Source organism: Pelagerythrobacter marinus (assembly GCF_034375205.1).
GTDB lineage: Bacteria > Pseudomonadota > Alphaproteobacteria > Sphingomonadales > Sphingomonadaceae > Pelagerythrobacter > Pelagerythrobacter marinus.
Window position 1 is genome coordinate 1,439,649 of sequence record NZ_CP139719.1, and the last position, 12,689, is coordinate 1,452,337.

Sequence of the window (12,689 nt, forward strand, 5' to 3'; positions counted from 1 at the left end):
ACGTAAAGTTGCACGAGGAAACCGGATGACACAGCGCTTCGAAGGCACCAGCTCCTATATCGCCACGGACGACCTGAAGGTCGCGGTCGACGCCGCGGTCACCCTGCGCCGCCCCCTTCTGGTGAAGGGCGAGCCGGGGACCGGCAAGACCGTCCTGGCGCACGAGATCGCCAAGGCGATCGACGCCCCGCTGATCGAATGGAACGTGAAATCGACGACCAAGGCGCACCAGGGCCTTTACGAATACGACGCCGTCGCCCGCCTGCGCGACGGGCAGCTGGGGGACGAGCGGGTCCACGACATCCGCAACTACATCAAGAAGGGCAAGCTGTGGGAAGCCTTCACCTCCGAGAAGCTTCCCGTCCTGCTGATCGACGAGATCGACAAGGCCGATATCGAGTTCCCGAACGACCTGCTGCAGGAACTCGACCGGATGAGCTTCGACGTCTACGAGACGCAGGAACGGATCGAGGCGAAGGAACGCCCGATCGTGGTCATCACCTCGAACAATGAAAAGGAACTGCCCGACGCGTTCCTGCGCCGGTGTTTCTTCCACTACATCAAGTTCCCCGACCGCGAGACGATGCGCGAGATCATCGAGGTCCACTTCCCCGGCATCCAGAAAGCCCTGGTGACCAAGGCGATGGAAGTCTTCTACGAGATCCGCGAGGTCCCCGGCCTGAAGAAGAAGCCTTCGACCAGCGAGCTGCTCGACTGGCTCAAGCTCCTTCTCAACGAGGACATGCCGCTGGAGGTGCTGCAGGATGCCAATCCCAACAGCGCGATCCCGCCGCTGCACGGCGCCCTGCTGAAGAACGAACAGGACGTGATGCTGTTCGAACGCCTCGCCTTCATGGCGCGGCGTCAGCAGTAGCCGCCCGGACCCGCCGGAACCTTCCCGGCGGGCCTGTCAGCCGAAAGTATAGGCCAGCTCGAAATCGCCCCAGCGGCGCCCGCCGACGTGGATCGGCACGTAGACGTTGCGCACGACGCGATAGGTCTTCCCGTCGCCTTCCTGGCGGTAGACGGCCATCATGTAGGGCGCGCTGCTGCGCTTCGCCTTGCGGTCGATCGGATCGAGTATGATCCGCCCGTTGCGGCACGAATCGGTATCGTGCGCGAGATCGCCGGTCGGTTCCTGCGAATGCCTGGTCAGGTGGGTGGGCAGATAGCCGTTCATGTCGGTGCAGGCGCTGGCGAGGACCGCCGGGTCGGCTTCCGCCACCCGGTCGAGCAGCGGCCGCCAGTGGGCATGGGCCCAGTCCATCAGGGCGGTGCGGAACCGCGGCGGATTGCTGCCCTCGATCTCGACGTAGTCGCGGTCGAACACCTGGTCCGGCGTGATCTCGCCGGCGGCGATCGCCTGTTCCACCAGGCGTTCGGCCTCGCGCGCGTTCTCCTGCGCTTTCTCGACCATCGCGCTGTCCTGCGGCGACAGCCCGGACTTGACGATCGAATCGAACATCTCGCTCGCGGTCATCTCCAGCTCGCCCATCCGCGAATGGGCGCTCTGCAGCTTGCTCTCGTTCTCCAGCGCGGCGGCGTCGAAGCTGTCGAGCACTTGCTGGACCCGGCCGACATGGCCGCTGATCGTGCCGGTCGCGCGGGCGATCTCGTCGTTGTGGCGATCGACCTCCTCGACCAGTTCGGCGACGCCCTGGATGGTCTGCTCGATCCGGAAGACCGACGCCTTGGCCTCCTTGCTCGCCTCGGCCCCGCTCTCGATCTGGGCGATGACCGAATTGGCCTCGCCCCCCAGGGCATCGACGGTGCGGGCGATCTCCTCGGTCGCGCGGCGCGTGTCGCCGGCCAGGCTCTTCACCTCGTTCGCGACGACGGCAAAGGTCCGCCCCGCGTCTCCGGCGCGCATGGCCTCGATCGTGGCGTTGAGGGCGAGGATATTGGTCGTCTCGGCGATCTGCTCGATGTCCTGCGAACAGCGGCGCACCTGGTCCATCGCCGCGGCGAAGCCGGTGACGTGCTGGGTCAGCGTGGCGACGAGTTCGAGCAGGTCGCTGATCTGGCCGAGCGAGGACTGGATCAGGTCGGTCCCCTGCCCTAGGCGGTCGATCGCCCGCTCGGACAGCATCCGCGCCTCGTCGCTGGCCTGGGAAACCTTGCGCTGGTCGGCCTCCAGCTCCTCCACCGTGCCGCGCAGGGCGGTGTGCTCGGCGCGCAGCGTCTCGGACGATTCGATCACCGCCTGCACGATCCCCGCGACGTCGGTGCAGCCGACGGTCACTTCGCCGCAGCTGTCGGGGATCCGGTCGATCGGCTCCCGTTCCTCGGCGTCGAACCTGGCGTTTTCCATCAATGCGCTTCCCCCCGAAGGATAATCATCGGGCAACTAAACGGTCGTGGTTAGCGAAGGTTTAAGCCGGGCGGGAAACTTGCCGTAACGTCACGCTGGCGGTCGGCCCGCGAAGGGGGTAGGAACCGGCGCCATGTTCTTCAATTTCGTCGACGAACTGCGGGCCGCGGGGATCCCCGCCAGCTTCAAGGAACACCTGACCCTGCTCGAAGCGCTCGACCGCGACGTGATCGAGCAGACGCCCGAGGCGTTCTACTACCTCACACGCGCGACTTTCGTAAAAGACGAAGGCCTCCTCGATCGCTTCGACCAGGTCTTCCAGAAAGTCTTCAAAGGTATTCTCACCGACTACGGAACCAACCCCGCGGACGTGCCCGAAGAATGGCTGAAGGCCGTGGCCGAGAAGTTCCTGACGCCCGAGGAGATGGAAAAGATCAAGTCGCTGGGCGACTGGGACGAGATCATGGAGACGCTGAAGAAGCGGCTCGAGGAGCAGGAAAAACGCCACCAGGGCGGCAACAAGTGGATCGGCACCGGCGGCACGTCGCCGTTCGGCAATTCGGGCTACAACCCGGAAGGCGTGCGGGTCGGCGGCGAAAGCCGGCACAAGCGCGCGATCAAGGTGTGGGACAAGCGCGAGTTCCGCAACCTCGACAACACCCGGGAACTCGGTACGCGCAACATCAAGATGGCGCTGCGCCGCCTGCGCCGCTTCGCGCGCGAAGGGGCCGCCGACGAGCTCGATCTCGACGCCACGATCGAAGGCACCGCCAAGCAGGGCTGGCTCGACATCCAGATGCGGCCCGAACGGCACAACGCGGTGAAACTGCTGCTGTTTCTCGACGTCGGCGGCTCGATGGACCCGTTCATCAAGCTGTGCGAGGAGCTGTTCAGCGCCGCGACGACCGAATTCAAGAACCTGGAGTTCTTCTATTTCCACAACTGCCTTTACGAAGGCGTGTGGAAGGACAACCGCCGGCGCTGGCAGGAGCGCACGAAGACCTGGGACGTGCTCCACAAGTACGGCCACGATTACAAGGTCATCTTCGTCGGCGATGCCGCGATGAGCCCGTACGAGATCACCCATCCCGGCGGCAGCGTGGAGCACATGAACGAGGAATCGGGCGCCACCTGGATGCAGCGGGTGACGAACACCTATCCCGCGACCGTCTGGCTCAACCCCGTTCCCGAGAAGCAGTGGGGCTATTCGCAGTCCACCAAGCTCATGCGGCAACTGCTCAACGATCGCATGTACCCGCTCACGCTCGACGGGCTGGACGATGCCATGCGCGAGTTGAGCCGCAAGCAGGGCTAGGCGCTTGAAACACACCCGGTTCGAGGCGGTCCGCCGCCGTCTCGAGAGCTTCGATCCGGGCACCGGGTGGAAGCTCTGGGCCTACGAGTTCCTGCTTTTCGGTTTCAAGCAGGCCTGGGCATGCCTGTTCGGCGCGCTCCTCCTCGCCCTGCTTCTGGCGACCCATTTCCTCTATCCCGCCGATGCCGCGCTTCATCGATACGATTTCCTGACGCTGGCCGCGCTGGCGATCCAGCTGGCGCTGCTCGCGTTCCGGCTGGAGACGCTGCGCGAAGCCTCCGTGATCCTGATCTTCCACGTCGTCGGCACGGTAATGGAACTGTTCAAGACGGCCGCCGGATCGTGGATCTACCCGGAAGAAAGCCTGCTCCACATCGGCGCCGTGCCCCTCTTTTCCGGCTTCATGTACGCTGCAGTCGGCAGCTACATCGCCCGGGTCTGGCGGATCTTCGATTTCCGGTTCAGCCACTATCCCCCGCGCTGGGCGACCTGGCTGCTCGCCGCAGGCATATACATCAATTTCTTTGCCCATCACTGGACGGTGGACCTGCGCTATGCGCTCTTCGCCATGACCGGCGTGTTGTTCTGGCGCACCCGGGTCCATTTCCGCAACTGGCAGGTCCACCGCTGGATGCCGCTGTTGGTTGGATTCGCGCTGGTCGCACTGTTCATCTGGTTCGCGGAGAACATCGCCACGTTCGCCAATGCCTGGCACTACCCCGGGCAGGAAGACGGGTGGGAGATGGTCGGCCTGGCCAAGCTGGGCAGCTGGTACCTGCTGATGCTGATCAGCTTCGTCCTCGTCAGCCTGGTGCAGCCGGTCAGGCCGGCCGATCCGCGCTAGCCCTTCCGGTCGAGTTCTTCGTCGAGCCTCAGGCTGCAGCGCCAGAAGAAGAACGCCGGGACAAGGCCGAGAAAGGCCGCGCCGTAGAGCACGTAGCGCACGCTTTCCTCCCCAAATCCGGGCTGAAGCAGGTCCGACAGCATGCCGAAGAACAGGGGCCCCAGGCCCAGGCCGATCAGATTCTGGAAGAACAGGACCAGCGCCGCCGCGATCGCCCGCGCGCGCAGCGGCACCAGCCCCTGCGCGGCCGAATAGGTGGGGCCGTAGTAGAGCGAGTTGCACACGGTGGGCACGATCAGCAGGGCCAGCGCCACCTGCCAGTTGGTCGCCTGATAGGCGAGGAACGCCACCGGGGCGGCCACGGCCATGCCGATGGCGGGCGCGGACAGGACGTGTCGGCGACGCTTCGCCCCGAACCGGTCGGCAATCCATCCGCCCAGCCAGGTGCCGAAGATACCGGCCGCCCCGTTGACCACGCCGAACCAGAAGCCAACCTCGCCCGGGGTCAGCTCGTGGGTGCGCTGGAAGAAGATCGTCGTCCAGGTGACCTTGCCGTAAGCGAGAAACGATGCCGTCGATCCGGCTGCAAGAAGCAGGACGAAGGCGCGCGAGCCCATGACCGAGCGGACCGCCTTCCATAGCGACATCTCGTTCTGTGCAGCCGGCGCCGCCGAATCGGACGCGCCGGCAAGGCGGGTCCGCGGATCGCGAAGAACGAAGTGAACCACCAGTGCCAGCGCAATGCCCGGCAGGCCCACGATCAGGAAGGCACGCCGCCAGCCGACCCAGTCCGCCAGGAACCCGCCGATCATCATGCCGAGCAGGGTCCCGATCGGAATGCCCAGAGCGTAGAAAGCCAGCGCCGAGCTGCGCCGTTCGGGCGGCACGATGTCGCTGATCAGCGAATGGGCCGGCGGCGTGCACCCGGCCTCCCCCACCCCGACGCCGATCCGGGCGAGCAGCAGCTGGACGAAGTTCTGCGCCAGTCCGCACAGCGCCGTCATTGCCGACCAGGTGGCCAGGGCGACAGCGATCAGCCGCGGCCTGTTGGTAGTGGGGCGATCGGCGTACCGCGCGATCGGCAGGCCTAGCGCGGTGTAGAACAGCGCGAAGGCGAGCCCGGTCATCAGCCCGATCTGCGTGTCGCTGAGGTCCAGATCCAGGGCGATGGGTTCGGCCAGGATGTTCACGATCTGGCGATCGATGAAATTGAAAATATAGACGACCAGCAGAATCCAGAGCGTTGCCCGCACCGAACGCTGCGCCGTGCCGTCCCTCGCCGCCGTCGCCATCGTGATCGACCCCTCTCCTAAAGCGCGGGTATGCCCGTCGCGGAGCGCAGTGGTCCCCTACTCGGCGGTTCAGGTCAAGTGGTAGCGGGAGGAATCGAAAAATCGGTTCCGCAGAATTCAGCTGTCTGGCTGGCTTTCATCCACCGTCTCGAACAGTGCACAGATCTGCTCGCGCTCAACTTGCTCGATCTCGTCACGCCAAACGTCGAAAATCAGGACCAGCCGGTTATCCGAAGAGTGATTCCACGCTTCATGCTCCACCGTATCGTCGAACATCAGAAGACGCCCGGGCTGCCACTCCCGAACGTGGTCGCCGACGCGGAGCGCGCCGCTGCCTGGGACGATAAGGGGCAGATGGCAGATGATCCGTGCGTTCATCATCCCGGTATGCGGCGGGATTCGGGCGCCGCCACGCAGTAGCGAGAACATGATTGTCGGCGCCCGGCTCGGAATCCGGCATAAAGGCGCATTCCGATCTATCAGTTCGAACGTGCGAGGACAAAGGCCAGTCCGCTCGGGCACCGGGGCCCCCATTGCCGTGAGATCCCATGTGCTCCACCTCGGATCGTTCACGAGGCCGTGCACGTCGCCCTGGGGACGATCGGTTGCGTCTCGAACGTGGGGGGCGAACTCCGAATTCTTCAGAAGCTCCTCCGCCTCCTCCAGGATGTCGGGGAAACCCGCTTCAATCGGGGCGGTCCATCCGTGCGCCGACGGATCCGAAAAGCAGAGATACGGCAAATCCGGATAGAAATAAGAGTTCGGCATCTGCGGAAACCGCTGATAAACCGGGTCTCGCGCCTGCTCGCCGAACATGATCGCAAGGGATTTCGCGAACCGCGGGTGCATCGTGGTCGCTGTAATGCCACGCGATGCCAATCCGTCGACGATCGCTTGCCGAAAATAGTCCGCCAACCAGATCGTTGCATCTCGCGCGCGCAGAAGCTCCGTTCGAGCGATCGTTCCACCCTCTTGCGCCAGGCGTCCTACCTGCCCGTAATAGGCATTGGCGGCGCGATAATCCCGCGCCCGCATGCGATTATCGGCCTTGGCCAATGTCGCGACGATGTCACGCTGGTCGACCGAAAGTCGCCGGTCGGCTTCGGCTTCATCAAATGCCGGATTCGGTTTCTCTATCGCGCTCATCGGTAAAGCAGGACCTCGGCGCATTGGTCGCGCCAGCGTTGCTCGTCGGCGGAAGCGAGCTGGTCGAGGTCGCCGGGGGTCGCTTCGGGGTCGTCGACCCAGGTGCGGAGGCTGGGGCCGCCGTTGATGACATCGATCGCAAGCCGGTCGAGCTCATACTCGTAGGCGAAATCGCGCCAGAGCGGATAGTCGGGCACGAGATTGCGGATCGCCTTGAAGGCGAGCGCCTGGAGCCGCCACGGCCGAAAGCGATCGTGGCCGTAGAACGGGCCCTCGGCATGGATCATCAGGGCATTGCAGAGCTTGCCTGCGTGCTTGTGGAACGTCGGCTCGAACCAGCATTCGCGCAAGCCGCAACCGGCCAGCCACTCCGGCGCGAGGCGCTCCATCTCAGCCCGCACGGCGCCGGCGTCGAGATCGGGCGCGCCGAACAGCACCTCCAGCGGCCGGGTCGTGCCGCGACCCTCGCTCAGCGTCGTGCCTTCCAGCATGACGGTGCCGGCATAGGCGCGGGCCATGTTGACGTTCGCGGCGTTGGGGCTCGGGTTGATCCAGATGCGGTCCGTCGGCCACCCGTGTCCGGGCCCGGACGGCTCCCAGCCTTCCATCCCGATGACGCGGTAATCGACGTCAAGGCCGAAGTGGCGGACGAACCAGTGCCCCATCTCGCCCAGCGTCAACCCGTGCCGCATGGGCATCGGTGCCGCCCCGACGAAGCTTTCCTGCCCGGGGACGAGCATGGTCCCTTCGACCGGCCGGCCCGCCGGGTTGGGGCGATCGAGCACCCAGACCGTCTTCCCGTGCCGGGCCGCCTCCTCGAGCAGGTAGAGCAGCGTCGTGACGAAAGTGTAGATCCGGCAGCCCAGGTCCTGGAGGTCGAACAGGAACACGTCCGCGCTGGCCATCATCGCGTCGGTCGGCCGGCGGACCTCTCCATAGAGGCTGAAGACCGGAATTTGCAGGCGAGGATCCACCTCGTCGGCCGTTTCGACCATGTTGTCCTGCTTGTCGCCCTTCAGGCCATGCTGGGGGCCGAAGGCGCTCGCCAGGCCGATGCCGGCCGCGGCCAGGGCGTCGAGGCTGTGTCCGAGGTCGCGCGTGACCGACGCGGGGTGCGCGACGAGGGCGACCCGCCTTCCTTCGAGCGGTTTCCTCAGTTCCGGGTCGGCGAGCAGCCGATCGATGCCGAATTTCATGGCCCGGCGGGTGCCTCAAGCCGTGCGGCGAAGCAAGCCCGATGATGGAAGTCCGGCCCCCGTTCGGGATGGGCGAGCGCCCAGTAGCTGCGCGTCCCGCCTGCCTCCTCCAGAACCGCGCTGAGCCCCATCGCGCATTCGCCCGCGGGCAACCCGTTCCGCGGCACCGTCGCATCGAAAATGGCCATCGCGCTGCCCATGCGCATCGTGCAGTCCGGCTCGCGCGGGAACGGGCGCTCGACCATGCCGTCGCGATAATCGGTGAAATCGTAGGCGGCCCAGCGTTCGGAGGGCGAGAGGTTGATCTCGCAATAGGCGGGGCCGTCACCCGGCTTCAGGAACAGCTCGAAGCACGTCGTGCGCCAGAGCTCGTCGGCCCGTCCGCGGCCGGCGAAAGGCGGCACCACCAGCTTGCCGATCCCCTCGATCCGCCAGCGCAACCGCAGCCATTCGGCGTCGGAACCGAGAACCCGCGCCTCCACCCGTGTGACGCCCAGCGGCGGATGATCGGGATGGGCGACCAGTTGATGCGTTTGCAAGCGGGAATCCTCGTGCTAGGCGCCGCCCCGCATTCGAGGGCATTGATGACGACGACATACGAATCCGATCTGCTGCGCCTGCTCGACGAGCGCGGATATGTCCACCAGATGACCGACGCGGCAGGGCTGGATGCCCTGGCGGCGCGACAGGTCGTGCCCGGCTATATCGGTTTCGATGCCACCGCCCCTTCGCTCCACGTCGGCAGCCTGGTCCAGATCATGATGCTGCGCCGCCTGCAGCAGACCGGGCACAAGCCGATCGTGCTGATGGGCGGCGGGACGACCCGGATCGGCGATCCCACCGGCCGGGACGAGAGCCGCAAGATGCTGGACGACGAGACGATCGCCGCCAACATCGCCGGCATCCGTTCGGTGTTCGAGCGGCTGCTGGTTTTCGGCGACGGCCCGACCGACGCGGTCCTGGTGGACAACCAGGACTGGCTCGGCGAGCTCGGCTATATCGAGATGCTGCAGAAGGTCGGCACGCATTTCACCGTGAACCGCATGCTGACATTCGATTCGGTTCGCCTGCGCCTCGAGCGCGAGCAGCCGATGACCTTCCTCGAATTCAACTACATGATCCTGCAAGGGTACGATTTCCGTCACCTGGCGCAGGAAATGGGCGCGCGGCTGCAGATGGGCGGCAGCGACCAGTGGGGCAATATCGTCAACGGCGTCGAACTGGGCCGCCGGATGGACGGCATCGAGCTGTTCGGCGTGACCACGCCGCTGCTGACGACCGCCGACGGCGCGAAGATGGGCAAGACCGCCAATGGCGCGGTCTGGCTGAACGAGGCGCAGCTGCCGTCCTACGATTTCTGGCAGTACTGGCGCAATGTCGACGACCGCGACGTGGGCCGGTTCCTGCGGCTCTTCACCGATCTCCCGCTCGACGAGATCTCCCGACTCGAAGCGCTGGAAGGAAACGAGATCAACGCGGCCAAGGTCGTGCTGGCCAATGCCGTGACCGCGCTCGTCCGCGGCGAAGATGCGGCCCGCGCGGCCGAGGCGACCGCCGCGGCGACCTTCGCCGGCGGAGCGGGCGAGGACCTGCCCACGCTGTCGGTCGGCGAGGAAGGAATGCGAGCCGCGGCCGCCCTGACCGCCATCGGCTTCACCGCTTCGAACGGCGAGGCGAAGCGCAAGATCGCCGAGGGCGCGGTGCGGCTCGACGGCGAGGCCGTGAGCGACCCCGGGCACCTGCTCCTGCCCGATGCGGGCCGGGAAATGCGCCTCAGCCTGGGCAAGAAGAAGCACGGCTTGGTAACCCGCTGAAGCCGCGAAAAATCGGGCTTTTCGGGCATTTTCGCGAGGCCGCGATTTTACCAATTGTCAGTCATTGACCGGTAGGAGGAATGCCCCTCCACCGATGAAGAGAGTTGCCGTTCGTGTCAGCCGGAGCCAATCTGAGCGTTACCGACCAGCGCCGCGCCGCGCGCCATCCCGTCGATCACGACATTATCGCCGAACACCATGTTCGCGGCGACGTGCCCCTGCACATCAGCAATATCTCGGCCCATGGCTTCATGGTGGACAATGCCAGCGATCTTTCGCGGGGCGACCGGCTGATGGTTCGCCTGCCGGTGATCGGCCTGATCGAGGCCTATGTCATCTGGACCCGGGACACGCGCGCGGGCTTCCAGTTCGAACGGATCATCCGGGTGGACGATTTCACCCGCCTGGTCGAACAGATGCAGAAGAACCCGCGCCTGCGGCGGCCCTGAGGGCGCCTTCAAGCATCGCTTTTCGACCGGGTCGATCTGATTGCTTGGCTTGCGGCGCGCCCGGTGCCATGCCGCCCGGGTGACCGAAGCGATCCCATCCTCCCCCTTTCGCATTGCCAATTTCCGCGCCTACTGGGTTTCGCGCCTGTCGATGACGCTGGCCCAGTACGCGATGATGCTGATCATCGGCTGGCAGACCTACAATATCGCGCGCGACGGGGGGATGAGCGTGGCCGGCGCCTCCGGCCAGCTGGCTCTCATCGGCCTGCTCCAGTTCGTTCCGTTGTTCCTGCTGACGCCGTTTTCGGGCCTCGCCGCCGACCGCTTCGACCGCCGCGACCTCGCCCGCCTGACGATCCTGCTCCAGTTCGGCTGCGCGGCCGTGCTCGCCTTCCTGACATGGCACGATGCGATCCGGCTCCACTGGCTCTATGCGGTTGCCGTCGTGCTGGGGGTCGTGCGCGCGTTCAACGGCCCTGCCCTTTCGGCGCTGGCGCCGAACCTCGTCCCGAAGGCGATCCTGCCCAATGCGATCGCGCTGAGCTCGATCGCATGGCAGGCGGGGATGATCGTCGGCCCCGCGATCGGGGGCTATTTCTACGCCATCATGCCGGCCCTGCCGTACCTCGCGGCGAGCGCCCTGCTCGCGGTGTCCATCGGCGCGCTGTCGTTGATCGGAAAGGTGCCGCAGCCGCCGATCCCGGGGGCGGCGCGGCCGATCGGGCAGATGGTGGACGGCCTGCGCTACGTCGTGCGCAACAAGATGGTCCTGGGCGCGATCACGCTGGACCTGTTCGCCGTCTTCCTCGCCGGGGCGACCGCGCTCTTCCCGGTCTATGCCCGCGACATCCTCCAGGTCGGCGAAACCGGGCTTGCCCAGCTGGCCATGGCCCCGGCGACGGGGGCGGCGCTGACCGCACTGTGGTTCTCATTCCGACCGCTGAAGACCGACGTCGGGCCCAAGATGCTCTGGGCCGTGGCGGTCTTCGGCCTCGCCACCGTCGTCTTCGGCCTCTCGACGTGGATGCCGCTCAGCCTCGCCATGCTGTTCATCGTCGGCGCGGCGGACATGTTCTCCGTCTATATCCGCCAGTCGCTGATCCAGTTGCACACGCCCGACGACAAGCGTGGCCGCGTCTCTTCCGTGTCGCTGCTGACGATTTCGGCCTCGAACGAGTTCGGCGATTTCTTCTCCGGCACGCTCGCCTGGCTGATCGGCCCGGTGCTGGCTGTCGTCAGCGGGGGGATCGGCGCCATCGCGACCGTCGCCTTGTGGGCGCGCATCTTTCCGGTGCTGCGCACGACGCGGACCTTTGACCCGCCTCGGGAATTGGACGATCATATCCCCGAACAGAAGCTGCAGGAGCCTGTCCCATGAAAGCCGCAAACGTCCTCGAAACGATCGGCGGAACGCCGCATATCCGCCTCTCCCGCCTGTTCCCCGATCACGAGGTCTGGGTGAAGAGCGAGCGTGCCAACCCGGGCGGGTCGATCAAGGACCGCATCGCGCTCGCCATGGTCGAGGACGCGGAGAGGTCGGGCGCGCTGAAACCGGGCGGCACGATCATCGAACCGACCAGCGGCAACACCGGCATCGGGCTGGCCATGGTCGCCGCGGTCAAGGGCTACAAGCTGGTCCTCGTCATGCCCGAGAGCATGAGCGTGGAACGGCGCCGGCTGATGCTGGCCTATGGCGCGACCTTCGATCTCACGCCCAAGGAAAAGGGCATGAAGGGCGCAATCGAACGCGCAAGCGAGCTCGCGGCCGAAACCGACGGGGCCTGGATCCCGAGCCAGTTCGACAACGAGGCGAACTGGAAAGTCCACGTCGCCACGACGGCGAAGGAAATCCTCGACGATTTCCACGACAGCCCGGTCGATGTCCTCATCACCGGCGTCGGCACCGGCGGGCACCTGACCGGTTGTGCCGAGGAACTGAAGCGCCAGTGGAGCGCGATGAAGGCCTACGCGGTGGAACCGGAGCTTTCGCCGGTCATCTCCGGCGGCCAACCGGGTCCGCACCCGATCCAGGGCATCGGCGCGGGTTTCATCCCGGGTAACCTGCACACCCAGGCGATCGACGGCGCGATCCAGGTCACCGCCGAACAGGCCAAGGACATGGCCCGCCGGTGCGCGCGCGAGGAAGGGCTGCTGGTCGGCATTTCCAGTGGTGCCACGCTGGCCGCCATTGCCAGCAAGCTTGACGAACTCGACAGCGGCGCGCGCGTGCTCGGCTTCAACTACGACACGGGGGAGCGCTATCTCTCCGTGCCCGACTTCCTGCCGGAGGAATAATCGTACCCGGCGCAGCGCGCCTTCCGA

General features: G+C 65.8%; 12 protein-coding genes. 7 read left to right on the top strand and 5 right to left on the bottom strand.

The annotated features are described in order from the left end of the window. Positions 1–25 precede the first annotated feature (25 nt). Positions 26–874: an AAA family ATPase gene (locus tag T8T98_RS06965; RefSeq protein ID WP_160732901.1), complete on the top strand. Its 849-nt coding sequence runs from the start codon at positions 26–28 to the stop codon at positions 872–874. 36 nt (positions 875–910) lie between these two features. On the opposite strand, the gene T8T98_RS06970 is transcribed toward T8T98_RS06965, so the two are convergent. Continuing rightward, positions 911–2,311: a methyl-accepting chemotaxis protein gene (locus T8T98_RS06970; RefSeq protein WP_251105635.1), complete on the bottom strand. Its 1,401-nt coding sequence runs from the start codon at positions 2,309–2,311 to the stop codon at positions 911–913. 133 nt (positions 2,312–2,444) lie between these two features. Here T8T98_RS06970 and T8T98_RS06975 point away from each other — a divergent pair, with 133 nt between their 5' ends. Next, positions 2,445–3,626 (top strand): vWA domain-containing protein, encoded by a 1,182-nt coding sequence (locus tag T8T98_RS06975; RefSeq protein WP_251105634.1) that lies wholly within the window; start codon positions 2,445–2,447, stop codon positions 3,624–3,626. A gap of 4 nt (positions 3,627–3,630) precedes the next feature. Further along, a complete protein-coding gene (locus T8T98_RS06980; RefSeq protein ID WP_251105633.1) occupies positions 3,631–4,470 on the top strand; it encodes a DUF817 domain-containing protein in 840 nt (279 codons plus the stop codon). Here T8T98_RS06980 and T8T98_RS06985 read toward each other — a convergent pair. From T8T98_RS06985 to T8T98_RS07000, 4 genes are all read right to left on the bottom strand, one after another. Then, a complete protein-coding gene (locus tag T8T98_RS06985) occupies positions 4,467–5,762 on the bottom strand; it encodes a spinster family MFS transporter (protein WP_251105632.1) in 1,296 nt (431 codons plus the stop codon). The genes T8T98_RS06980 and T8T98_RS06985 overlap by 4 nt on opposite strands. A gap of 117 nt (positions 5,763–5,879) precedes the next feature. Beyond that, positions 5,880–6,908, bottom strand: coding sequence for an aspartyl/asparaginyl beta-hydroxylase domain-containing protein (locus T8T98_RS06990; RefSeq protein WP_251105631.1), 1,029 nt, complete (start codon positions 6,906–6,908; stop codon positions 5,880–5,882). Then, positions 6,905–8,104 carry an exo-beta-N-acetylmuramidase NamZ family protein gene (locus T8T98_RS06995; RefSeq protein ID WP_251105630.1) on the bottom strand — a complete coding sequence of 400 codons (1,200 nt, stop codon included), beginning with the start codon at positions 8,102–8,104 and terminating at the stop codon, positions 6,905–6,907. Before T8T98_RS06995 ends, T8T98_RS06990 begins: the two co-directional genes overlap by 4 nt. Next, a complete protein-coding gene (locus T8T98_RS07000) occupies positions 8,101–8,643 on the bottom strand; it encodes a DOMON-like domain-containing protein (protein WP_251105629.1) in 543 nt (180 codons plus the stop codon). Before T8T98_RS07000 ends, T8T98_RS06995 begins: the two co-directional genes overlap by 4 nt. Before the next feature lie 45 nt (positions 8,644–8,688). Here T8T98_RS07000 and tyrS point away from each other — a divergent pair, with 45 nt between their 5' ends. The 4 genes from tyrS (at position 8,689) to cysK (ending at position 12,662) form a co-directional block, all read left to right on the top strand. Further along, positions 8,689–9,918 carry a tyrosine--tRNA ligase gene (tyrS, locus tag T8T98_RS07005; RefSeq protein ID WP_251105628.1) on the top strand — a complete coding sequence of 410 codons (1,230 nt, stop codon included), beginning with the start codon at positions 8,689–8,691 and terminating at the stop codon, positions 9,916–9,918. A 113-nt stretch (positions 9,919–10,031) separates the two neighbouring features. Further along, positions 10,032–10,367, top strand: coding sequence for a PilZ domain-containing protein (locus T8T98_RS07010; protein WP_160732910.1), 336 nt, complete (start codon positions 10,032–10,034; stop codon positions 10,365–10,367). Positions 10,368–10,518: 151 nt separating this feature from the next. After that, entirely contained in the window at positions 10,519–11,745 is a 1,227-nt protein-coding gene (locus T8T98_RS07015; protein ID WP_251105975.1) for an MFS transporter, read from the top strand. Further along, entirely contained in the window at positions 11,742–12,662 is a 921-nt protein-coding gene (cysK, locus tag T8T98_RS07020; protein WP_251105627.1) for a cysteine synthase A, read from the top strand. Before T8T98_RS07015 ends, cysK begins: the two co-directional genes overlap by 4 nt. Positions 12,663–12,689: the final 27 nt, after the last annotated feature.

Coding starts and splice junctions, on each gene's coding strand:
- T8T98_RS06965 (WP_160732901.1), top strand. CDS start 26: ATGACACAGCGCTTCGAAGGCACCAGCTCCTATATCGCCACGGACGAC.
- T8T98_RS06970 (WP_251105635.1), bottom strand. CDS start 2,311: ATGGAAAACGCCAGGTTCGACGCCGAGGAACGGGAGCCGATCGACCGG.
- T8T98_RS06975 (WP_251105634.1), top strand. CDS start 2,445: ATGTTCTTCAATTTCGTCGACGAACTGCGGGCCGCGGGGATCCCCGCC.
- T8T98_RS06985 (WP_251105632.1), bottom strand. CDS start 5,762: ATGGCGACGGCGGCGAGGGACGGCACGGCGCAGCGTTCGGTGCGGGCA.
- T8T98_RS06990 (WP_251105631.1), bottom strand. CDS start 6,908: ATGAGCGCGATAGAGAAACCGAATCCGGCATTTGATGAAGCCGAAGCC.
- T8T98_RS06995 (WP_251105630.1), bottom strand. CDS start 8,104: ATGAAATTCGGCATCGATCGGCTGCTCGCCGACCCGGAACTGAGGAAA.
- tyrS (WP_251105628.1), top strand. CDS start 8,689: ATGACGACGACATACGAATCCGATCTGCTGCGCCTGCTCGACGAGCGC.
- T8T98_RS07015 (WP_251105975.1), top strand. CDS start 10,519: ATGACGCTGGCCCAGTACGCGATGATGCTGATCATCGGCTGGCAGACC.
- cysK (WP_251105627.1), top strand. CDS start 11,742: ATGAAAGCCGCAAACGTCCTCGAAACGATCGGCGGAACGCCGCATATC.